This window comes from Brevundimonas sp. (genome assembly GCF_036659295.1).
GTDB lineage: Bacteria > Pseudomonadota > Alphaproteobacteria > Caulobacterales > Caulobacteraceae > Brevundimonas.
Genome location: NZ_JAVXCU010000001.1, coordinates 38724 through 61227, shown reverse-complemented (window position 1 = coordinate 61227; position 22504 = coordinate 38724). Strand labels below are relative to the sequence as shown.

At 61.3% G+C, this 22504-nt stretch carries 24 protein-coding genes; 9 read left to right on the top strand and 15 right to left on the bottom strand.

The features are described 5' to 3' along the window. Positions 1-71: 71 nt before the first annotated feature. Together RSB01_RS00325 and RSB01_RS00320 are read left to right on the top strand one after the other, a co-directional pair. Positions 72-1316 (top strand): multidrug effflux MFS transporter, encoded by a 1245-nt coding sequence (locus RSB01_RS00325; protein WP_332589992.1) that lies wholly within the window; start codon positions 72-74, stop codon positions 1314-1316. Positions 1317-1369: 53 nt separating this feature from the next. After that, positions 1370-3349 (top strand): M1 family metallopeptidase, encoded by a 1980-nt coding sequence (locus RSB01_RS00320; protein ID WP_332620007.1) that lies wholly within the window; start codon positions 1370-1372, stop codon positions 3347-3349. Between the two features lie 77 nt (positions 3350-3426). Here the strand turns inward: RSB01_RS00320 and RSB01_RS00315 are convergent, their stop codons facing one another. Beyond that, positions 3427-3972, bottom strand: coding sequence for a hypothetical protein (locus RSB01_RS00315; protein WP_332589686.1), 546 nt, complete (start codon positions 3970-3972; stop codon positions 3427-3429). Between the two features lie 349 nt (positions 3973-4321). Here RSB01_RS00315 and RSB01_RS00310 point away from each other — a divergent pair, with 349 nt between their 5' ends. Then, the gene (locus RSB01_RS00310) at positions 4322-5287 is read left to right on the top strand and encodes a complex I NDUFA9 subunit family protein (protein ID WP_332589687.1); all 966 of its coding nucleotides are present in this window, start codon (positions 4322-4324) and stop codon (positions 5285-5287) included. 69 nt (positions 5288-5356) lie between these two features. Here the strand turns inward: RSB01_RS00310 and RSB01_RS00305 are convergent, their stop codons facing one another. Then, complete coding sequence (locus RSB01_RS00305; protein ID WP_332589688.1) at positions 5357-6163, bottom strand: undecaprenyl-diphosphate phosphatase; 807 nt, start codon at positions 6161-6163, stop codon at positions 5357-5359. 121 nt (positions 6164-6284) lie between these two features. On the opposite strand from RSB01_RS00305, the gene RSB01_RS00300 reads away from it, so the two are divergent. The 3 genes from RSB01_RS00300 to queG all read left to right on the top strand — a co-directional run bounded on the left by RSB01_RS00300 (position 6285) and on the right by queG (position 9169). Further along, positions 6285-7235 carry a cation diffusion facilitator family transporter gene (locus RSB01_RS00300; protein ID WP_332620010.1) on the top strand — a complete coding sequence of 317 codons (951 nt, stop codon included), beginning with the start codon at positions 6285-6287 and terminating at the stop codon, positions 7233-7235. A 113-nt stretch (positions 7236-7348) separates the two neighbouring features. Next, positions 7349-8035: a glutathione S-transferase family protein gene (locus RSB01_RS00295; protein ID WP_332589690.1), complete on the top strand. Its 687-nt coding sequence runs from the start codon at positions 7349-7351 to the stop codon at positions 8033-8035. A gap of 24 nt (positions 8036-8059) precedes the next feature. Continuing rightward, the gene (gene queG / locus RSB01_RS00290; RefSeq protein ID WP_332589691.1) at positions 8060-9169 is read left to right on the top strand and encodes a tRNA epoxyqueuosine(34) reductase QueG; all 1110 of its coding nucleotides are present in this window, start codon (positions 8060-8062) and stop codon (positions 9167-9169) included. Between the two features lie 7 nt (positions 9170-9176). Here the strand turns inward: queG and RSB01_RS00285 are convergent, their stop codons facing one another. Together RSB01_RS00285 and RSB01_RS00280 are read right to left on the bottom strand one after the other, a co-directional pair. After that, positions 9177-9710 (bottom strand): FKBP-type peptidyl-prolyl cis-trans isomerase, encoded by a 534-nt coding sequence (locus tag RSB01_RS00285; protein WP_332589692.1) that lies wholly within the window; start codon positions 9708-9710, stop codon positions 9177-9179. Further along, the gene (locus RSB01_RS00280; RefSeq protein WP_332589693.1) at positions 9691-10893 is read right to left on the bottom strand and encodes a threonine ammonia-lyase; all 1203 of its coding nucleotides are present in this window, start codon (positions 10891-10893) and stop codon (positions 9691-9693) included. Before RSB01_RS00280 ends, RSB01_RS00285 begins: the two co-directional genes overlap by 20 nt. Before the next feature lie 169 nt (positions 10894-11062). On the opposite strand from RSB01_RS00280, the gene RSB01_RS00275 reads away from it, so the two are divergent. Beyond that, positions 11063-11596 (top strand): hypothetical protein, encoded by a 534-nt coding sequence (locus RSB01_RS00275; RefSeq protein WP_332589694.1) that lies wholly within the window; start codon positions 11063-11065, stop codon positions 11594-11596. Between the two features lie 118 nt (positions 11597-11714). Next, positions 11715-12020: a hypothetical protein gene (locus RSB01_RS00270; protein WP_332589695.1), complete on the top strand. Its 306-nt coding sequence runs from the start codon at positions 11715-11717 to the stop codon at positions 12018-12020. A gap of 25 nt (positions 12021-12045) precedes the next feature. Here RSB01_RS00270 and RSB01_RS00265 read toward each other — a convergent pair whose 3' ends face one another. From RSB01_RS00265 to RSB01_RS00255, 3 genes are read right to left on the bottom strand one after another with little or no spacing between them, the layout of a single operon-like run. Further along, on the bottom strand, positions 12046-12261 hold the full coding sequence (locus RSB01_RS00265; protein ID WP_332589696.1) for a hypothetical protein: 216 nt from the start codon (positions 12259-12261) through the stop codon (positions 12046-12048). Next, a complete protein-coding gene (locus tag RSB01_RS00260) occupies positions 12261-12602 on the bottom strand; it encodes a RidA family protein (RefSeq protein WP_332589697.1) in 342 nt (113 codons plus the stop codon). The genes RSB01_RS00265 and RSB01_RS00260 overlap by 1 nt, the downstream gene beginning before the upstream one ends. A 50-nt stretch (positions 12603-12652) precedes the next feature. Next, positions 12653-12799: a hypothetical protein gene (locus RSB01_RS00255; RefSeq protein WP_167178408.1), complete on the bottom strand. Its 147-nt coding sequence runs from the start codon at positions 12797-12799 to the stop codon at positions 12653-12655. 130 nt (positions 12800-12929) lie between these two features. Here RSB01_RS00255 and RSB01_RS00250 point away from each other — a divergent pair, with 130 nt between their 5' ends. Further along, entirely contained in the window at positions 12930-13361 is a 432-nt protein-coding gene (locus RSB01_RS00250) for an SRPBCC domain-containing protein (protein ID WP_332589698.1), read from the top strand. A gap of 6 nt (positions 13362-13367) precedes the next feature. On the opposite strand, the gene RSB01_RS00245 is transcribed toward RSB01_RS00250, so the two are convergent. The 8 genes from RSB01_RS00245 to RSB01_RS00210 form a co-directional block, all read right to left on the bottom strand. Beyond that, a complete protein-coding gene (locus tag RSB01_RS00245) occupies positions 13368-14345 on the bottom strand; it encodes a type II secretion system F family protein (RefSeq protein ID WP_332589699.1) in 978 nt (325 codons plus the stop codon). Between the two features lie 12 nt (positions 14346-14357). Next, a complete protein-coding gene (locus RSB01_RS00240) occupies positions 14358-15335 on the bottom strand; it encodes a type II secretion system F family protein (RefSeq protein WP_332589700.1) in 978 nt (325 codons plus the stop codon). 5 nt (positions 15336-15340) lie between these two features. After that, positions 15341-16936, bottom strand: a complete 1596-nt coding sequence (locus RSB01_RS00235; protein ID WP_332589701.1) for a CpaF family protein — start codon at positions 16934-16936, stop codon at positions 15341-15343. A gap of 3 nt (positions 16937-16939) precedes the next feature. Beyond that, the gene (locus RSB01_RS00230) at positions 16940-18685 is read right to left on the bottom strand and encodes a cellulose synthase operon protein YhjQ/BcsQ (protein ID WP_332619402.1); all 1746 of its coding nucleotides are present in this window, start codon (positions 18683-18685) and stop codon (positions 16940-16942) included. A 3-nt stretch (positions 18686-18688) separates the two neighbouring features. Next, the gene (locus RSB01_RS00225) at positions 18689-19369 is read right to left on the bottom strand and encodes a CpaD family pilus assembly protein (protein ID WP_332589702.1); all 681 of its coding nucleotides are present in this window, start codon (positions 19367-19369) and stop codon (positions 18689-18691) included. A gap of 8 nt (positions 19370-19377) precedes the next feature. Continuing rightward, complete coding sequence (locus RSB01_RS00220) at positions 19378-20817, bottom strand: type II and III secretion system protein family protein (protein WP_332589703.1); 1440 nt, start codon at positions 20815-20817, stop codon at positions 19378-19380. A 44-nt stretch (positions 20818-20861) separates the two neighbouring features. After that, the gene (cpaB, locus tag RSB01_RS00215) at positions 20862-21815 is read right to left on the bottom strand and encodes a Flp pilus assembly protein CpaB (RefSeq protein WP_332589704.1); all 954 of its coding nucleotides are present in this window, start codon (positions 21813-21815) and stop codon (positions 20862-20864) included. A gap of 112 nt (positions 21816-21927) precedes the next feature. Next, a complete protein-coding gene (locus RSB01_RS00210) occupies positions 21928-22434 on the bottom strand; it encodes a prepilin peptidase (RefSeq protein WP_332624961.1) in 507 nt (168 codons plus the stop codon). Positions 22435-22504 lie beyond the last annotated feature (70 nt).

The following is a 22504-nucleotide window of genomic DNA, read 5'->3' as shown; positions in this document are numbered from 1 at the left end:
GTAAGAACAAATTCCGCGTCACTTCGGCCTGATTGCTTGCGTCAGAGGGACGCAGGCGGCACAGCATAGGTATGACCCAAACCTCGACCACTGTTCGCAATGGCCCCGGCTTTGCCGAGTTCGTCTGCCTGATCGCTATTATGATGGCGCTGAACGCACTGGCTATCGACGCCATGCTGCCCGCCCTGCCCGCTATTGGTGCAGACCTTGGCATCGCCAACGAAAACAGCCGCCAGTGGATTATCACGGCCTACCTGCTGGGCTTTGGCGGGGCGCAACTGATCTATGGGCCATTGTCGGACCGTTTCGGGCGCAAGCCGGTCTTGCTGGCCGGTGTGGGTATCTATGTCGCCTTCTCGGTACTGGCCGCGTTTTCGCACACCTTTACCGTCCTGTTGCTGGCGCGGATCGGCATGGGGATCGGCGTGGCGGCAACCCGCGTACTGGCCGTGTCTATCGTGCGTGACCGTTATGAAGGGCGCACCATGGCGCGGGTCATGTCGCTGAGCTTTTTGGTGTTTCTGGGTGTGCCCATTCTGGCCCCGACGGTGGGTCAACTGGTGCTGCTGGTCGGGCCTTGGCAGTGGATTTTCTGGGTCTTTGCCATTTTCGGCACCAGCTTCCTGATCTGGGCTGCGCTCCGTCTGCCCGAGACCCTGCATCCCGAGGATCGCCGTGCCATCGAGGCGGGTCCCATTTTCGATGCCTTCCGTCAGGCCCTGACCAACCGTCAGGCCATGGGCTATACGCTGGCCATGACCGCCATCGTCAGCGGCCTGTTCGGCTTTATCAACTCGTCGCAACAGATCTTCTTTGACGTGTTCAAGGCCCCGCACCTTTTCACCACCGTCTTTGCGCTGGTGGCAGGCGGGATTGCCGTATCGTCACTGATTAACTCGCATCTGGTCGAGCGTCTGGGCTCGCGTCTGATTTCGCACTCGGCACTGATGGGCTTTATTGTCTTCAGCTTCATCCATGCCGCGATCTCGTTGTCAGGTCATGACACCATCTGGACCTTCTCGATCCTGCAGGGATGCAAGATGTTCTGCTTTGGTCTGGTCGCCGGTAATTTCGGTTCGATGGCTATGGAGCCGATGGGCCATATTGCGGGCACGGCGTCCTCGGCGCAGGGCTTTATCTCGACCATTATCGGTGCGCTGGCCGGTTTTGCCATCGGCCAGTTGTTCAACGGTACCACCGTGCCGCTGACCAGCGGTTTTGCCATCTTGTCCGTGGTCGCTCTGTTGCTGGTGCTGTGGGCCGAGAAGGGCAAGTTGTTCAAGGCCAGACACGCCGCGCCGGTTCACCACGCTTGATCTTTAGTCCAGAACGGGGGCACTTCGGCAGCATCTGATTTACGGAGCTGCCGATGACCTTCAATCTGGCAGGCAAGGTATCCGCCCTTGCCCTTGCAACCGCTCTGGCCACCAGCCTTGGGGCCTGTGCCACGCCTAATCTGTCGACGGGTGATTTCACGCCCGGCACGCCGCCTGCACAGGCAGCGGCACCGGAGGCCACGATGGCCAGCGACTATGTCAACGACGTCCACTCCTATGCCCGCCCTGCCGAGGCGCGCGTCACCCATGTCGATCTGGATCTGAGCGCCGACTTTGCCGCCAAGACCCTGTCGGGCAAAGTCACTTTGGATGTTACGGGCCGCCCAGGTGCCACACAGGTTGTGCTGGACGCCAAGAACCTCGACATCCGTTCCGTCACGGACACAGCGGGCCGCGCCCTGCCCTTTACGCTGGGCGCATCGGACGCCATCAAGGGCCAGCCGCTGAGCATCACCCTGCCCGCCTTCCGTGGCAGCGAGGCCCAGCAGGTGGTCATCACCTATGCCACCCGCCCCGATGCGGCGGCGCTGCAATGGCTGACCCCGCAACAGACCGCAGGCGGCCAGCTGCCCTATCTGTTCAGCCAAGGACAGGCGATCCTGACTCGCACATGGATACCGACGCAGGACAGCCCCGGTATCCGCCAGACCTATACGGCACGCATTGTGGCCCCCGCCAATCTGCGCGCGGTTATGTCGGCACAAGACCTGACGCCGCAGGGCGAGGATGCCGCAAATGGCATGAAGGCGTGGCGCTTTAATCTCGACAAGCCGATCCCGCCCTATCTGATCGCGCTGGCTGTAGGTGACATTGCCTTTGAAGCCTTTGACGAGCGCACCGGCGTTTGGGCCGAGCCGAGCCAGCTGGAAGCCTCGCACAAAGAACTGATGCCGACCGCCGAAATGGTGGGTGCCGCCGAGGCGCTGTATGGCCCGTATCAGTGGGGCCGTTATGACCTGCTGGTCCTGCCGCCCAGCTTCCCGTTCGGCGGTATGGAAAACCCCATGCTGACCTTCGCCACCCCCACCATCATTGCCGGTGACCGCTCACTGGTGTCGCTGGTGGCGCACGAACTGGCGCACAGCTGGTCGGGCAACTTGGTGACGAACGCGACGTGGGACGATTTCTGGCTGAACGAGGGTTTCACGTCATACTTCGAGAACCGCATCATGGAGTCCGTTTACGGGCATGATGCCGCTGTTCAGGAACAGGTTCTGGCATGGACGGGTCTTCAGGAAGAACTGGCCAGCCTTGATCCGGCCGATACCCGCCTAAAGCTGGAGCTTGAAGGCCGCGATCCCGACGACGGCATGAACACCATCGCCTATGACAAGGGTGCCGCCTTCCTGCGCACCATCGAGCGCATCGCCGGTCGCGAAAAATTCGATGCGTGGATGCGTGGCTATTTCGAGCGCAATGCGTGGCGCCCGATGACCACCGAACGCTTCTTGGAGGACATCCGCACCCACCTTGTGAAGGGTGATGCGGCCATGGAAAGCGCCCTGATGATGGATCAGTGGATCTATCAGCCGGGTCTGCCCTCAAATGCTGTGGCTCCGGTGTCGAACGCCTTTACGGCCGTGGATCAGGCCGCTGAGGCCTTCTATGTCACCAAGGGTCCGGCCAGCGCCGTGCCGTGGGCCAGCTGGAACACCCAACAGCGCCAGCACTTCCTGTCCTGGCGTCCGAAAGACGGGGCCAAGACGTGGCTGAGCGAGGCGCAACTGGCCGATCTGCAAGCGGCCCTGAACCTCAATGCCGAGGGTAATGCCGAGGTGAAGTTCGCATGGTTGCAGGTGGCTCTGGCCCACCGTTACCAGCCTGCGGTGCAGACAGCCGATGACTTCCTCAGCCATATGGGTCGTCGCAAATTCGTGCTGCCGCTGTTCCAGACCCTGTGGGATCAGGGCGACTGGGGCCAGCCGATTGCCACGCGCATCTATGCCAAGACGCGCCCGCTATATCACCCCGTCACGACCACCTCGGTCGATGCCGTGGTGGGCCGCCCGTAAGGGCTGCGTCCGCTAAAACAAAAAGGGCCGCCCTTCGCATGAGGGGCGGCCTTTTTTATGCGATCAACTGGAAAAGATCAGTCGCTTAAGGCACCGCCACGCGCTGCACTGATAACGCAGTCCTGAAGCCCGCGCAGATAGTGGCTGGGCATTTCGTTGGCGCTGGCATCCAGTGTGTCTTTGATCGCCACGAAGGTTTCGACCGACACCGGATCGGGACCGTCCGGATCAGGCAGGCGGGTCTGCCAGTATTCCTCGATCAGAATGACCGGTGCCTCGGCATCCTGGCCACGGGCCGACAGTCGCTCCATCAACAGTTCCATATGCGCGGCACAGACCACAGCTTCGCGCAAAGGCGGCTCGATCGTGTCCAGAACCGCCGCAGCGATGACCGGAGGGCGCAGCCGCGCCACAGGCGGAGCAGCCGGTGCGGGTGCCGCCGGACGCTCAACGGCAACAGGCGGGGCGACGGCGGGCGTTCTATTGGTCACAGCGGCCCGGTTGGTAACGGGGGGCCTGTTGGCCACGGGCGGTTGCGCCCTTGCCACCGGTGGGGTGCGGACGACGGGCTGTGCAGAAGGGTTTATCCCCGCCAGCAACAGCAAGGTCAAAGCCGCGATCATCACTCGAACCTTTCGTCCCGGGGTCAGGCTGCCCAACAGATACAGCGCACCGACAGAAGCGCTTGCGCGCCCCTCATGCCATATCCACGCCTGTTCGAGAGTCGGTTATGTCCGCTTTTGTTCCCGTTCGCGCCACAATCTGTTCTCGCGTGACGTAAGAGACACGACTATCGGGTCGACAGCCGAGACCTGTGTTTTATCTCTGCGAAAGGGGAGCCAAAGGTCGAGTTTAGCGCCCATATGGCGGGCCTTTGTTGCGGGCGCGGCTGTCATCGGTTAAGCCCCGCGCAGAGAATTCGCTGCGCGCCATCAAGGAATGGACGCGGCAAGGTGTTGGAGCACGCATAGAATGGCTGAACTCGCCCCCGGTCTTGTGACCATCTTCGGTGGCTCGGGCTTTGTCGGCACCCAGGTTGCTCGTGCCATGGCCCGTCGCGGCTGGCGCGTCCGTATTGCCGTGCGCAAGCCTGCGCTGGCCTATGAACTGCGTATGACCGGCGATGTCGGTCAGGTGCAGCTGTCGCGTTGCGACATCAACAATGCCGAGGATGTCGCCGCCGCGCTTCACGGTGCCGATGCCGCCATCAATCTGGTCGGCATCCTGTTCGAAACGGGCGGCCGCAAATTCCAGGCCCTGCACGTCGACGGTGCCCGCAATATTGCTCAGGCTGCGACCGCCGCTGGCGTCAAGCAATTGGTGCATGTGTCGGCCATCGGTGCCGATGTGGATTCAGATGCCCTGTATGCCCGCACCAAGGGCGAGGGCGAGGCGGCTGTGCGCGCCGCCTTCCCCAATGCCGTCATTGCCCGTCCTTCGGTAATGTTCGGCAGCGAGGACGGCTTCCTGAACCGCTTTGGCAATATGGCCGCGCGTATGCCGGTCATGCCGCTGGTGGCCGGTGAAACCCGTATGCAGCCGGTCCATGTGACCGATGTGGCCGAGGCGATCAGCCGTCTGGCCACCGACACCCGCTTTGCCGGTGAAACCTTCGAACTGGGCGGCCCTGCTGTCTGGACGATGAAGGAGATCATCGAATATGTGCTGGCCGAAACCGGTCGTGACCGTCTGGTCCTGCCGCTGCCGTCGCTGGCAGCACGCGCCATTGCCAGCTTTGCCCAGATTCCGGCCGCTGTGGGCCTGACGCCCGCTGTGACCGTCGATCAGGTCAAGCTGCTGGCCAAGGATAATGTGGTGGCCGACGGTGCCAAGGGCTTTGCCGATCTGGGCATCGAGCCGACCGGTATGAAGGCTATCGCCGAGGGCTATCTGTGGCGCTATCGCGATGGCGGCCAGTACGCGGCCCAAGTCGCCTGATCGGGCAGTTGCAGACGATAAAAAAGGGGCTCCAACCGGAGCCCCTTTTCTTTTGCCTTGAGGGCAGGTTTAGAAGCCGCCGGTCAGGGCCAGACCGATCAGGCCCGCTACACCGACGACGATCCGCCACCATGCAAACGGCGCAAAGCCGCGACGCGAGACGAAGTCCAGAAGGAATTTCACCACCGCCAGACCGGCGATAAAGGCTGAGATAAAGCCGATGACGATCAAGCCCATATCGTCGAAATTCAGGTTCGCGCGGTTCTTGAACAGATCATAAAAGACCGCCGCCCCCATGGTCGGCAGGGCCAGAAAGAAGCTGAACTCGGCAGCTGAACGCTTGTCGGTGCCCAACAGCAGACCACCGGCAATGGTCGCCCCCGAGCGCGACACACCGGGGATCATGGCCAGACACTGGAACAGGCCGATCAGGAAATAGACGCGGATCGGGTATTTGTCGGCATCCAGATAGGTTGGCATCTTTTTCATGCGGTCCAGCCACAAGAGCAGGAAGCCGCCGACAATCAGGGCCACACAGATGACCACCGGCGTCTCGAACAGTACCTGTTTGATAAAGCCGTAGGCGGCAAAGCCGATCACCACCGCAGGCGCAAAGGCGACCAGCAGACCGATAATGAAACGGCGGGCCTCGGGGTCGAACGGCCAGCGCGTCGCCAGATGCCACAGCTTTTTGAAATACAGGCTGATGATGGCCAGTAGCGCACCCAGCTGGATCACGATTTCAAAAGTCTTGCCCGTGCTTTCAAAGCCGAGGAAATGCCCCAGCAACAGCAAATGCCCCGTCGAGGATACCGGAATGAATTCCGTCAAACCCTCGACAATCCCCATCAGGATCGCAATCAGCCAATCCGCCATCTGTCCTCGCCGTGATTGGATTTGGCATTCTGGTCGCCAAACCTGTTAAACCTGACCGTCTTAGCCCCCTGCGGCCTTTGCCGCCATTGGCGAAAAACAGCTTTTGCGCGACAACAGCAAAATGACACAGCCTATAGCCGACCACGCCGCCACCAATCGCCGCATCACCACGCTTAGCGTCAGCGTGGCTGTGGTGCTCGTGACCCTCAAGGCCTTTGCCTATGGGGCGTCGGGTTCGGTGTCCATTCTGGCCAGTCTGACCGATTCGGCGCTGGATCTTGTGGCCTCGGTCGGCACCTTTTTTGCCGTGCGCTGGGCCGCCGCCGCGCCGGATGCCGGACACCGTTACGGCCATGGCAAGGCCGAAAGTCTGGCCGCACTGGTGCAGTCGGGTCTGGTTATGGCCTCTGCGGTCTTTATCGGACTGGAGGCTGTGCGCCGTATCTTCAATCCCCAACCGGTCAGCGGTGGCGGGTGGGCCATTGGCGTGATGGTGCTGTCGATCGGTTTGACCGGCTGGCTGATCTGGCAGCAGTCACGGGCGATCAAGGCTTCGGGTTCGCTCGCCGTGTCGGGGGATCGCGCCCACTATTCTGCCGATCTGGCGGCCAATGTGGTGGTGGTGATCGGTATTATTTCGGGCAGCCTGCTGAAAGCACCGGGTCTGGATGCGGCCGCCGGTCTGGTGGTCGCGGTCTGGCTGGGCTGGGGGGCGACGGGCCTGTTGAAGACGGCGGCCGGTCATTTGCTGGATGCCGCCGCGCCCGCTGACGACCGCAACGGCATTACTGCCGCTGTGCTGGACGATGCGCGTATCCGCAATGTGCACCAGTTGCGCACCCGCATTTCGGGCAACACCCTGATGGCGCAGATGCATGTCGATCTGGATGCCGCGCTCAGTCTGGCCGAGGCGCACAGTATTGTGGATGCCGCCGAAAAGCGGGTGCTGAGCCGCTATCCCAATGCCGATATTATCATCCATGCCGACCCCGCCCCTGCGGTGGCCCCTGTGGTAACCTCTACGCCAGCACCAGCCGATGATGCAGGGCCAACCAGCGGACCTTGGGGTTAAGGATCGGGTCCGGTTTTAGCCCCCAAAATCACAGCCATTTTTCCTGTGAAATCTTTGCGCGGGCCCTTCCGGTAAACGCACTCTTAACGCGACGTGTGCATTGAGTGGGACAAATGTCCGCACCTGCCATCCTCTATCATTTTGCCTTCCATCCCGCTTCGCGTGCGGCGCGTTTGGCGCTGGGCGAAGCCAAGGTTGAATGGGCCGAGGAGCCCGTGCGTCCGTGGGACGAAAACTGCCCGCTGTTCGAGCTGAATGCCTCGGGTATGCCACCGGTTCTGGCGGTAACGGAACGCGGAAAGCCGTTGAACCTGTGCGAGCTGGATGCCATTCTGGGCTGGATCGAGGACCGCGCCAAAGGCGATGTCCTGTTACCGTCCGACGTGTTCGAGCGGGCCGAGGCACGCCGCCTGACCACATGGTTCACGCGCCGGTTTTCGGACGATGTGGATTCCATCCTGTTGCATGAACGGGTCGAAAAACCGCTCTTGCGTCTTGGGCCGCCTGATGCCCGCCAGTTGCGCGAAGGCCGCGAGGCGCTGAAACAACATCTGGCCATGCTGGAAGAGCTGGCCTCCACGCGCGAATGGCTGGCGGGGCGTCGTCTCAGTCAGGCCGATCTGGTGGCGGCAGGGCATATTTCGGCGCTGGACTATTTTGGCGAGATGCCGTGGGGCGTCGTTCCGTCGCTCAAGCTGTGGTATTCCAAGATCAAGTCGCGCCCGTGTTTCCGTGCGCTTTTGTCGGACCGTCTGCCGGGTGTCAGCCCTGCCAGCTGGTACACCGATCTGGATTTCTGACGCCTATCAGGGCAAAGGGCGGGTATGGCCGCCGATCCACGAGACTTTATTCGCAAACGCGCCGCCGAACTGGGGTTCGGTGTGTGCCGCTTTGCCGATGTGCGCGATGCATGGCCCGCCAGCGAGCGGCTGGCACAGTTTGTCGAGGCCGATCGCCACGGCGATATGGAATGGATGCAGACCACGCTGGAGCGGCGCCGCCACCCCAATGGCATGTGGGACGAGGCCGTCAGCGCCATTGTTCTGGGCATGAACTACGGGCCGGAACATGATCCGCGCCCCGAACTGGAACAGCCGGCGGACGGCTATATTTCCGTCTATGCGCGCGGCGACGACTATCACGAGATCATCAAGGGCCGCCTGAAGATACTGGCCGGACAGATTGCGGCCCGCCTCGGCCAAGAGGTGAAGGTGTTTGTCGATACCGCGCCCCTGATGGAAAAACCGCTGGCCGAGCGGGCCGGTATGGGCTGGCAAGGTAAGCACACCAATCTGGTCAGTCGCGATCTGGGCAGCTGGTTCTTTATCGGCACCATTCTGACGACCGCCAAGCTGGAGCCCGATACGCAAGGAAAGGAAAGCTGTGGTTCGTGCCGCAGTTGTCTGGATGCCTGCCCGACCCAGGCCTTCCCCGCCCCGTTCCAGATCGATGCCCGACGCTGTCTGTCCTATCTGACCATCGAGTATGGCGGCCTGTGGCCCGAGGCGTTCCGCACCGCCACCGGCAATCGCATCTATGGCTGTGATGACTGTCTGGCGGCCTGTCCGTGGAACAAGTTCGCGCAGGCCGCATCCGAGAGCCGACTGCAAGCCCGCGAGCATTTCGTCACGCCCAAGCTGGCCGATCTGCTGGCGCTGGACGATGCGGCGTTCCGCGCCCTGTTCACCAAGAGCCCCGTCAAGCGCATCGGGCGTAACCGCTTTATCCGCAACGTCCTGCATGCGGCGGGCAATTCGGGCAATGAGGCTCTGGTGCCGCTGGTCGAGCATCTGGTCGATGACGAGGATGCCGTCGTGCGCGGCACGGCCATCTGGGCGCTGAAGGCACTTGATCCAGTGCGTTTCGAGGCGCTCAAAAAAGAAAAGCTCCCGACCGAGCCGGAGGCTGCGGTCAGGAGCGAATGGCAGGCGTAGAAACGCTTTAGCCGTTGGCGGGTGCGCCGCCCTTATGGCCACCCGGAACCTCGGCGACGTTCAGCACCTGAAGGCGGAACACCAGCACCGAATTGGCCGGAATAGGTCCAGCCTGATTTTCGCCATAGCCCAGTTCCGGCGGCACATAGAGATACCACTCGTCACTGGGACGCATCAGTTGCAGGGCCTCGGTCCAGCCCTTCACCACCTGATCGGGGGCGAAGACGGCGGGCGAGCCGCGACCGAACGATGAATCAAACACCGTGCCGTCCGTCAGCGTGCCTTCGTAATGGACACTGACCAGATCATTGCTGTCCGGCGATTTGCCCTCGGCAGGACCGGACGTGATGATCTTGTATTGCAGGCCCGACGGCAGGGATTTGACGCCCTCGGCCTTGCTGTTGCCGATCAGGAATTCCTGCGCGGCCTTTTTGGCGGCTTCATTGTCAACGCTTGTGGCATTGTCGGAACGGCCACAGGCCGCCAGAGCCAGTGCCGCAACCACGGCGACACCTGCGGGCTTAGCCCATGCGAAGTTCATAACCCTTGTCCTTCAAGGCTTGGCCGATTTCCTCGGCGTGACGGGCATCGCGGGTTTCGACCATGATGTCGAACTCGGCCCCCTTGGCCGGAACGTCTAGCGCAAGACGGTTGTGAACCACATCAATAATATTGCCGCCAAGGCCCCCAATCACGGCCGCCATCGCCGACAACATGCCCGGACGGTCATCACCCAGAATGCGGTAAACGATCAGGCGTTTCTCGCGCACCATTTCACGGTTTAGAACCACGGCCAGCATGCGCGCATCAATATTGCCGCCGGTCAGTTCGATACCGATCTTCATACCCTTGAAGCGTTCGGGATAGGCCAGAATGGCGGCAAGGCCACCGGCCCCTGCACCCTCTGCGACCGTTTTTTCCAGCGTCGCCAACAGAGCTACGCCTTTTTCAAAATCGGCTTCCTCGCAGACAAACACTTCGTCGATCAGGGCATCGGCCAGTGCAAACGGAATATCGCCCACGGCCTTGATGGCAATGCCCTCGGCAATGGTCTGGCCGGTGCAGACCGGCGGCTTTCCCGCACGGCGGGCCGTAAAGGACGGATAGCGCGCGGCCTCGACACCAAAAATCTTGATGTCGGGTTTCAGCCCCTTGGCCGCGATGGCACTACCAGCGATCAGTCCGCCGCCACCGATCGGGATAATCAGGGCATCCAGTTCCGGTACGTCTTCGACGAATTCCAGACCGCAGACACCTTGGCCCGCCACAATGCCTTCATCGTCAAAGGCCGAGACGAAGATGAAGCCCTTTTCGTCGCGCAGGCGATGCGCCTCCTCGGTCGAGGCCGAGAAGTCGAGGCCGTGGATGACCACATTGGCCCCATGGGCGCGGGTGCCATCCACCTTCACGAAGGGTGTGCCCTCGGGCATGACGATGGTGACGGGCACGCCCAGACGACCGCCATGATAGGCCAGAGCCTGGGCGTGATTGCCCGCCGAGGCCGCGACGACCCCGCGCTTGCGCTCCTCGGGCGTCAATTGCAGCAGACGGTTCAGGGCACCGCGCTCTTTGAACGAGCCTGTAAAATGCAGGTTGTCGAACTTGATCCAGATATCGACACCGGTCAGTTGCGACAGACGGCGCGAATAGCGAACAGGGGTGCGGTCAACCTGACCGGCAATACGCGCTTGAGCTTCGCGGATATCTTCAAAGCGGACTGTCATGGGCGAACGGGGGCTTCCTCTTATCGGGTCGTCCGGACACTGTTTTTTCCGGCGACATTTTATGCTGTTGTGAACCAGAGGACGCGTGCGGACAAGCTTGACACTGCGTCATCACACAGGTCATCCCATAGGGGTATTCCTTGGATCCCCCCCTGCGAACGAGGTTCCCATGTCGCACAAAGCCTTCCAGGCCGCCCGTAAATCCCTGACGGTTACCGCACTTCTCGGCACCATGGCTCTGGCAGCCTGTTCGACCGTGCCGATGGGAAGCGGATCTGCACCGATGGCTTCGGGGGCTTTTGACCGCGCAGACTTTGTCTGGTCCAGCGCACAGGGGCGTGGCAGCATTCAAGGACAGGTAACCTCGACGCAGGACGGTACAGCCTTTGCCTGTGTCGGCTCGGCGGGCCTGACGCCCGCCACCCCCTATACGGATGCCCGCTTCCAGACCCTGTACGGGTCCAATTCCCGCGCCCAACTGCCCGCTGATGTCGTGCGCGCCCGCACCGTGCCGGACCCCAGCGCCGACTATCGAGACTTCGTGCGTTCGACCGCTTGCGAGAATAACCGCTTTGGCTTCAGCAACCTGCCGGACGGGCGCTGGTATGTGATTGCGCCGGTGCGCGCCGGTCAGGGACCTGTTACCGTGCTGATGCAACAGGTGCATATCCGCAACGGACGCAGCATCAACCTGTCGTTGTAATCACCCGATAGCGCACTTGTGTGTCAGCGAACACATGACGATCATTTCACGGACATTGTTTGGCCGCACCGATCCGCAGACTTAAAAGACGTCAGTATGGATCGGGAGCGTGCCTGTTATGTCCCAACACAATATCATCGGTTCCGAGGCCTTTAACGGCACGCGGTACATCATCGTCCGCAATGTCCGCACAGGGATCGGCCGTCGCCGTCGTCGCACGGGCATTGTTATGTTGAGCGTAGCGATTCTGGCGCTGCTACTGGGGGCACTGGTCGCGGTCTTCGCGCTGGCACCGCTGCTGATGGACAATGCCGCAGCCCGCGAGGTTCCGGCCGCAACCACCGATGCCGGCCAACAGTCCCCCCTGCGCCTCCAGCCGGTCGAGGCCGGCGGGGCCGCGGCAGCGACGACCACCACCAACTGACAGCTCAACCGGGTTAAGCCAGGCCCTAGTTCAGGGCCTGACGCTTGATCTTGTCTTCAAGATTGCGGATGCGGCGATCCATGTCCGCAACCTGCTCTTTCAGGCGCGCGGCTTCGGACTGCATATCGACCGGCGTGCCGTCTTCATAATGAAGCTGGGCACCCTTCTCGATCAGGTCGAGGCGATAAAGCGCCGTGACACGCGCCGCACGGAAGCGTTCCAGTTCGGATTGGTCGTTCATCACACAGCCGCCGTCACAATGATTTCTACAAGATAGTCCGGCGTGGCCAGCTTGGCCTCGCCCGTGGCACGGGCCGGAGGGTTGGCCGTATCGACCCACGCATCCCAGACCGTATTCATGGTTTCAAAGTCGGCCATATCGGCCATCCAGATGGTCGCCATCAGGATTTTCGACTTGTCGCTACCGGCCTCGGCCAGCAGGGCCTCGATTTCGGCAAGCGCCGTGCGCGTCTGGTCCGCGACATCCTCGTGCGGTTCGCCGACCTGACCGGCCAGATAGACAACGCCATTATGGACAACGGCCTGACTCATGCGGGCGTCAGGCTGGATGCGTTTGATCATGGCTAAAGACCTTTCGTTTGCCCTGCCATAACCGCCTCTTGCGCGTGGGCCTAGAAGATTTCCAGTAACAACCAAACCAGAGCAAAGGTGGCGACAAAGGACAGCGCAAACAAAAGGACATTGCTGCTGCCCTGTTTGCGCCGGGCCACGGGTTGCGGATACAGATCCGGTGGCAGGTCTACGGGTATCTTGCTCATTCGGGGCCTCGAAACATCAGCGTTACGCCACTCAAACGCCGATTGCGTCGATATGATCCCGCTGGTTTTTTTAAGCGCGTGGCCCGCATAGCCACTTTCATCCTCCGTCAGGTCGTGTCACAGGCAGGTCATGGAAAGCACCCGTATCGATAACCGTATCGGCATTCGCGCTTCGGCAGAGCAGATCTGGGAAGTGATCGAAGACCTGACCGGCTGGCAAAGATGGAACCCGTATGAGCGCGATATCGAAGGCTCGTTCGGGTTTTCGACGCCGCTGCGTTTCCGCGAAGTCTTTCCCGACCTGCGCGAGCGCCATGTACAGGCCAACGTCTCGGAATGGATTCCGGCGGGCAAGCTGATCTGGAGCGAGAAGCGCGGTTTCCTGTCGGCTTCGACGCGGTTCATCCTGCTGGACGAAGTGGAAAAGGGTGCCACCATCGTCACCAACGGCATCACCTTTTCGGGCCTGCGCGGCGAGTTGTTCCATGACAAGCATCGCGCGCGTATCCGTCCGGCATTCACGGACATGAACGAGAGACTGAAAGCCCTGCTGGAGGGCTAAGCCTGTTTAGCTGCCCATCATATCCATGATGCTGATGGCGGCCGGTCCCATGATGACCACGAACAGTACCGGCAGGAAGAAGATAATCATCGGCACGGTCAACTGGGCCGGAAGCGCCGCTGCCTTCTTCTCGGCCGCTGCCAGACGCAGGTCGCGGTTTTCCTTGGCCATGGTCCGCAGGGCGGTACTGAGCGGCGTGCCGTAGGTTTCGGCCTGTGTCATGGCCGTGGCCACCGACTTGATGCCCGGATGGTTGGTGCGCTTGGCCAGATTGTCATAGGCCATGCGGCGATCCGGCAGATAGGATAGTTCCGCCGACATCAGGCTGAGTTCCTCGGCCAGTTCCAGCGACTGGGTGCCGATTTCCTGACTGACCTTCTGGATGGCCGCCTCGATGGACATGCCCGATTCCACGCAGATCAGCAGAAGGTCGAGCGCATCGGGGAAGGCCTCGACGATCTTTTGGCGGCGCTTTTGAATGTGGTTCGACAGATAGATGTTCGGACCATAGAAGCCGATCGCAATCGCCACGGCCACACCCGCAACCTTGGTCATCAGCGGGGCATCAAAATCGGTCAGCACAAACAGATACAGGCCCGCAATCACCGCCAGCACCAGCGGCGAGAAGAAGCGGAAGAAGTAGAAGGTCGTTACCGGACGCTGGCCACGGAAACCGGCCTGCATAATCTGTTCGTTGACCTTGGGGTCTTCGAGCAGGCTGGACAGATTCAACCGGTCCACAATCCGCTTTTTAAAGCCTTCGTCGGTCTGGCGTAGCGAGGGCGTGGTCCCGCCCTGCATGGAGGCCCGCGAGCGACGACGCAGTTCGTCGCGACGGTCCGCCACATGCTTGATGCGTTTTTCCAGACCCTGTCCGCCGCCCATACTGCTCAGCAGGGTAAAGAGCGAGGCAAACACCGCGACGCCCACACCGATCGACAGCAGGTTCTGCGGTGTGGTCATGAAACGGATGAAATCTTCCATATCGTGTCCCCGTCAGATCTTGAAGTTGATCATTTTTTTCATGGACATGATGCCGATGCCCATCCATGTGGCGGCCCCCAGCAGCATAAACTGGCCACGCATATCGGTGAACATGGTCATCATATAGCTGGGGCTAGTGACCATCACGATGGTCATGACCAGTGGCGGCAGCGAACCGATAATCAGGGCCGAGGCCACCGCTTCGGACGACATGGCCTTGATCTTTTCGCGCATCAGACGACGCGCCCGCAGCACGGTCGTCAGGTTGGTCAGGGCCTCGGCAAGGTTGCCGCCGGTCTTTTGCTGGATAGCAATGACGATGCAGAAAAACTTCAGCTCCGGTGTCGGCATGCGCTCAAACATGCGCTCCAGCCCCTCGGCCAGCGACATGCCAACGCCCAGTCCTTCCAGCAGGCGCTGGAACTCGCCACCCAGAGGCTCGGGGCTTTCACGGGCGATGATCTTGAAACAGTCATTGACCGGAAGGCCGGTCTTGATGCCGCGCACCAAAACATCGATGGCATCGGCAAACGAGGCCGAGAACTTCTTGACCCGCTTCTTGGCCAGAAAGCCCAGTACCCAGCGCGGCAGACCGACACCCAGAACGACCATCACCCCCAGACACAGGAAGATGTTCATGCCCATGATAAACGGCAGGGCAAAGCCGATCAGGCCCGCCAGCACGCTGAAAATGATAAAGGTCCGCACCGACAGGGTCAGTCCTGCCTGACGGATACGCGAGGTCAGGCTAACGCGGGCCTTGCGTTCGCGGCGGTCGACTTCCTGAAGCTGGGTCAGGATCTGCTTGCGACGGACCTCCGCCGTGACCGGCGCATTGGTGCGCTTGCCCTGTACCGTCGCCGGACGGGCAGCCGTCAGCGCCTTGGCGCGTTTGACACCATCGCTGGCGCTGTCGTCTCCGCCGACCAGAACCCAACCGATCCCGCCGATCGTGACAAAGGCCAGAACAGCCGCCAAGACCATCATCATCGTCGTTACTCCGAGGCGTCCAGAGCGTCCGCCAGTTCGCGTTCCAGCCCGTAATAACGGGCGCGATCCCAGAAGCGTGGACGGGCAATACCGGTGGAACGGTGGCGTCCTGCCACACGACCGGCCGCATCTTCGCCGGTGATGTCATAGACGAACAGGTCTTGCGTTACGATCACATCGCCTTCGAGGCCGACAACTTCGGTGACATGGGTGATGCGGCGCGAACCGTCGCGCAGACGGGCGGCCTGAATGATGATGTCGATCGAGCCGACAATCATTTCGCGGATCGTCTTGGACGGCAGGCCATAGCCGCCCATGGTGATCATGGATTCCATACGGCTGATGGCTTCACGCGGGGAGTTGGCGTGCAGCGTGCCCATCGAGCCGTCGTGGCCGGTGTTCATGGCCTGAAGCAGGTCGAAAGCTTCGGGGCCACGCACTTCGCCGACGATGATGCGTTCGGGGCGCATACGCAGACAGTTCTTCACCAGATCGCGCATGGTGATCTGGCCCTGCCCTTCGAGATTGGGCGGACGGGTTTCCAGACGCACGACGTGCGGTTGTTGCAGTTGCAGTTCGGCAGCGTCTTCGCAGGTGATGACCCGCTCGGTCGGGTCAATAAAGGCCGTCATGGTGTTGAGCAGCGTGGTCTTGCCCGAACCCGTACCGCCCGAAATCAGCACGTTACAACGCGCCGCACCGATCACGCCCAGAACGCGCGCGCCATCGGGGCTCATGGACCCGAAGTCCACGAGGTCGCGCATGGTCAGCTTGTCTTTTTTGAACTTACGAATGGTCAGGGTCGGACCATCAATCGCCAGCGGCGGCGCGATCACGTTCACGCGCGAACCGTCCGGCAGACGGGCGTCGCAGATGGGCGAGCTTTCGTCCACGCGGCGGCCGACCTGCGACACGATGCGCTGGCAGATGTTCATCAGCTGGGTATTGTCGCGGAAACGCACATTGGTCAGCTGGACCTTGCCGCTGACTTCGATAAAGACGCGGTTCGCACCATTGACCATGATGTCGGCGATGTCGTCACGCGCCAGCAGCGGCTCGAGAGGACCATAGCCCAGAACATCATTGACGATGTCCTGAACCAGATGCTCCTGCTCGGCCACCGACATGGAGACGTTCTTGATCGCCACCAGTTCGGCGACGATGTCGCGGATTTCTTCCTGTGCGGCCTTCTGGTCCAGCTGGGCCAGTTGCGACAGGTCGATCGTGTTCATCAGCGCATTGAAGATGACCGTCTTCGTCGAGTGATAATAGTCGCTCTGTTCGCGCACGATCTCGGTGACGGCCTGCGCCTTGCGGATCTGTTCAAGACCGGCAGACTTGCGACTACCCGCCTTTTTCTCGGGCGCGGGAGCGGCCATCTGGCCCTCCAGTTCCTCGAGGCCGAAGCCGTCAGACGAAGGTCCACCAGTCTTTTTGAGCCGTGCCTGTGGCGATGGGGCCTGAGCCTGAGCTTGTGCTTGGGTCTGGGCCGTCGGATCGCTATCAAACGGCGACGCAGGGTCTTTACGTGCGGCGACAGGCTCTTCCGGCGCCAGAGTGCCAGAAAGAGTGTCGCCTGCCGATTGCCGTTTGCCGAACATCTATCAGCGCCTTTTAAAGAGGCCGCCAAGGCCCGCAGATGCTTTACGCGCCTTGGTGGCCGACGTGGCCGGTATCTGGCGCTGGGATACGATCTGGGCCAGCATTTCAAACGCCTCTGCAGCCTTGGTCTTGGCCGCACTGTCGAGGATCATCTGGCCATTATTGGCTGCCGCGCCAAAGACCTTGGCATCGAACGGGATGCTCAGGGCCGGATGGATACCCAGGGCCTGACCGAATTCCTTGGCCGGAATTTCCGGACGGCCCGGCATCCCTACCTGATTGAGCACCACACGCGGCGGCGCATCATTGGGGCGGGCCTGACGGATCAGGTCGACCAGATTCTTGGCATTGCGCAAAGAGGCCAGATCGGGTGTTGCCACCAGAACCACCTCGTCGGCGGCAATCAGTTGCTGGCGCATCCAGCCCGACCACATATGCGGTAAGTCCAGCACCACAAACGGGGCGGTGCTGCGGATACGGTTCGTCACTTCGTCAAAGGCGTCGGTATCGATATCCCAGTCATTATCGAGGGTCGCTGGTGCCGCAAACAGGCTGAGGCGGTCCGAGCAGCGCACCATCATACGATCCAGAAGGGTCGCATCCAGACGTTGCGGCTGGCTGAGAGCGTCGGCGACGCCGCCCAGCGGATCCTGATTGAAGTTCAGGCCCGAAGTGCCGAACGGCAGGTCGTAATCGACAATCACCGTGTTCACGCCGATACGCTCGGACATGGCATAGGCCGTATTGTGCGCCACCGACGAAGAGCCCGAGCCACCCCGCGCGCCCACAAAGGCGACGGTACGGCCGACAAAGGGCTGATCCGGATCGTTGAACAGACCACCAATGGCCGCGATCAGTTGCAGGGGCTGGATCGGGGCCACCAGATATTCGCTGACACCGCGACGCATCAGTTCGCGATACAGCAGGATATCATTGGCGGCACCGACGACGACCACCTTGGTGCCCGCATCGCAGACCTCGGCCAGCAGATCGATTTCGCCCAGCAAGCTGCGCGCATCCTTCATGCATTCGACAAGGATCAGCGGCGGGGTCGGTTCGTGCTGATAGGTCTCGATCGCCGCAGCGATTCCGCCGACGCGCACCTGTGTGGTGGCACGCGACATCCGGCGATCCTGCGCGGCACGTTCGGCAGCGGCGAGGGTGTCCTGACGCTCGGCAAAGATGTGAACGGCAATGCGCGGGATGGATACGTCCACCGCCTGCGCATCAAAATCCAGTCCGCCAACACCGGCCAGAACCGGCATGGTCGAAGGCGCCACCTCGGGAACGGCTTCGCTCTGGAACGGGGACAGGCGCGCCTCCTCTTCCCTAGCTGCGGTCACCGGCATGTCCACCACCGACGAGGCGGCCTGCACAGGTGATGTGCGCTGTGAAACCTCGACGACCTCGATATCTTCCAGTTCGAACGTCGTGACCGGTTCGTCATAGGTCGACGTATTGGCAGCGTACTTCAATGCAGACATATCAGATGCCTCTAGAGGTTCGGCAGATGTTCCAGCCAAAGGCTCGGAACTGTCTGCCGATACCGAGAAAGATTCCTCGACCCGACTAAGCGCACTTTTAAGAAAATTCTGGGGTTCCGGCTCGGCATCCTGCGCAGCCGGAACCTTGGTTACTGCGACATCGCCCGCACCGTCTTCCGCAATCAGGTTGGAGATCGTTTCCAAAAAATCGTCATCGATCTCGAAGCCATCCAGAGGATCGATTGCGGGGGGGGACTTGGTCATAGTTTACTCAACAACGTCGGAAACACGCGCAGCCGACAATAGCTGTTCGCGCTGTGCAGAGGTAGCCTGGCCCTGACGATAGGCGTCAAACACCACCGTGCGGCGCTGGGCGCTGGGCGAGGTCATGGCGCGCGGCGCGACAATATCCCTCGGATCGGCGATTTGCGCCGCAAGGTTGGCATTAACCGCGCAACCGAAATTCGAAGACCCGTTATTATTGCCCGTGCGGCTGAGATTGCCCCACTGGCTGCCACATTGCGGCACCTGTGCACGGATGGTGGCAAAACCGGCCACCAGAGGTGCATTGGCCGCAGGGGCTTCATAGTTGGCCACGGTAATCTGGTGACGCGCTACGCCATAGGTGCCCAGAGCCGAAATCACATGGCCGACCATACGCGCATTGGCACTGTCGGTCTGGTCAACCACCTCGATCAGCAGCCGGTCGGCACCGCTGGCGCGGTAACGGCCAGCCAGAGCCGCCACAGCCGATTGCTGATTGGCGGACAGAGCATCCGTGCGTACCGCCAGCGCAATACGGTCCTGATCGGGTTCGACCTGAAGCATATAGCGCGACAGCGGCGTACGGCTGCCCGCGGTCATGTCCAGATTGGCATCCGGACCGACACACGCCGTCAGAGACAAGACTGCGCCCAACATCAGGCAGGTATAAAGGGATCGGTTCATCATCGGGGTCATTCGATCACATAGCCGACCGGGCCTTGCCATCCTGCACCCGAAACATTCGGGGCCGGTGCGCCATAGACCTGATTCAGCTGGCCAAAGAAGATTGCCTGGGCATCGGTCGCGATACGCAAACCATCTGCCGGTGTTTGCATACGGGCCGGAGCCGTCGGATTCACAATATAGGGCTCGACGATCACTACCAGTTCGGTCTCGCCCATCAGATAGTCCCGCGACCGGAACAGGCTGCCCAAAACCGGCAGGTTGGTCATGCCCGGAAGCGAATCCACGGCCTGACGCGAGGTTTCCTGCAACAGGCCCGCAATCATCATCGCGCCGCCCGACGGGATTTCCACGGTTGTATCACTGCGGCGGACCGTCAGCCCCGGCAGGGTGATAGAGGATGGCGTACCTGCACCGATCGTCAGGCCCGATGACGGGTTCAGTTCGGACACCTCGACCTTGACCTGAAGATTGATGCGCCCTTCCGATAATACAACCGGACGGAAGGCCAGACCCACGCCATAGGGTTTGTATTCGACCGTGACCTGACCTTCGCTGTCGCGGCTGGCGGGCACAGGGAATTCACCACCGGCGAGGAAGCTGGCCGCCTCGCCATTGACGGATGTGAGGTTGGGCTCGGCCAAAGTACGGGCCAGACCCACGCGCTCGAATGCCGCCAAGCCCAGACGCCCCGAGGTCAGGTCACTGCCCGGATCGGTCAATCGGCTCCAGTCGGCACTGATACCGCCCTGAAGTCCCGAGTTGACAGAAAAGCTCATGCCCGTCGCGATATTGAACGGGTGACGACCATTGCCATTGATCAAGGCCTGGGTGTCAAAACCCAGCTGCTTGATCACATTGCGTTGCACCTCAACCACACGCACACGCAGGGTCACCTGATCCGATCCGTTGATCGAGATCATGTTGACGACCTTGTCGGGCGCGGAGGCATGGGCGCGGGCCAACTGGGCCGCACGTTCGGCATCACCCATATTGGACGCAGAGCCGCTGAGGATAATGTTGTCGTTAACCGCCTCTGCTCGCAGGTCGGAACCAGGGAAGGTCCGCGTCAGCGAGTCTTGCAGGGCCGATACACCGGCATCCACACGCACTTTCAGCGTCAGGATCACCCGCCCGTTGGCACCGACAAATACGGCATCGGTCTCACCCGGCGTCAGGCCGACAATGGTGATCCGGCGATGCGTGTGCAGCATGGCGTTGGCGACGGCGGGATTGGTCACCACGATGTCGCGTACGTCTGCGGGCAGATCGACCGAAAAGGACGAACCCTTGGGCAGGTTGATGCGGCGCGGGGCAGACCCCGACGTGACAGTGGCCGTATTGCTGGCCGCGACGGCGTTTGCCATCCCCGTATTCGTCTGAGCTTGCGCGGGAGGGGCCACAGCGGTCAGACCGGCCATAACCGCCAATCCTGCAAGCGCAGCCATGGAATGGCCCCTGCGGCTCTGGGTCGATTTCATCTCGAGACCTCTCATTGCAGCACCACCACTTCGGGGGTGGCATCACCGCGGAAGATACGCACGGAACGGGTATCGCCAGCGGTCGCGCTGGCTGTGGCGCGAGCAGCACCTTCGCCGCGACGCACCGCACCGGGGATCAGGCCGCGCGGGCCACCGGCATCGGCATAGGAACGCAGTACAATCGTCAGATCGCCCTGGGCGCGGGCCAGAGCCAGCGTCTCGGCATCGCGGATATTGACCTCCAGCGTGGCCGTGGCCCCGATGACGGATTTCTCTTCGGTCGGAGCCTGTGTGGCCTGATCGACGGCTAGAACCTTGAGGTTTTGCAACACTGTGGCGGTCACCGTGCGTTTGACGGTGTCTTCACCGGACGGAACATCGACTTCGCGGGTCAAAAGCACATCCACACGGTCGCCCGGAAGGATAAAGCCGCCCGCCGCCGTATCGGCCGAAACCGGAATACTCATGGCGCGCATGCCCGGATCGAGGAAGGCGGCCATATAGCCGCTCTCGCCCGCACGGACCAGTTTGCGCGTCTGGACAGGCTCACCCGCCAGAATGCTTTCGCGCACGACCGATCCGGCCAGATGGTCGCGGGCTGTCGGGCTGTTGAGGGACACCACAGCGTCAACGACCTTGGTGACAGCGCCGTCTTCTTTTTTCTTTTCGGCAGCCGGTGCCGCAGCCTCGGTAGCGGTCGGAAGCGGCACGGAGCCATCGGTCACAAAAGCCGGATGCACATCGGCGACAGGCCAGTCCTTCCAGACCATATCCTCTGCGGTCAGCAGACGGCCCGGTTCCAGATCTACAGCCGCGACCAGAACCTTGGTGGTTGCTGCCGCAGGCGCAGACACTTCAGCCGCAGCCTTCTTGTCGTCAGACGCCCCCATGGAGCGCACGACCAGAGCGAGGCCCACAGCCGCCAGCGCAGCGACACAGATCACGGCAATCTTTGCAGGTTTCATCGATGTTCTCCGGCGGTTTTCGGACTATAGAAATCTGCGCCCAAGCCGCCAAAAGCTATTATTCTGAAGCCACACAACCAGAACATCCAAAGGATGTTGCTAATGAATGTGGTTACGACAACTTCAACAACATTTGCGAATACGGAAACGCCACTACGGCCCCCACTGCAATGGCGACCCCGTAAGGAATATCGCCTTTCGGTTGCAGCAAACGTTTCATCCATTCGGGAAACACAACAGGCAAGACCGGTGCCCATTTACGCGCGCTAAGCAGCAGTAGCGACAAGGCTCCACCGGCAAGAGCCGTAATGGCCAGAAATGGCAACACCCCCGACAGACCCAACCATAGAGCCGAGGCCGCCATGATCTTGGCATCGCCGCCGCCCAGAACCTTGAATGCAAACAGGGCAATACCGATGACCAACGCCGCAAAGCCCAGCCCCAGCGCCACGGCCATATCCTGCCATGACAGACCCACCATCAGGGCCACCGGAATAAAGGCGGCCAGCAGCGCGACCGATATCCAATTGGGGATAGTCATGGTCGTCAGATCATAGACACCACCCAGGATCACCAGGGCGGGGAACACAAACAGAAGTGCGCTCGCGACATAATACATGCTCGAACGGTGACACAATTTGGTTAAGCCATAGTTGCGCCCGTTAAGCATGAAAAAGGGCCAGAGCGTT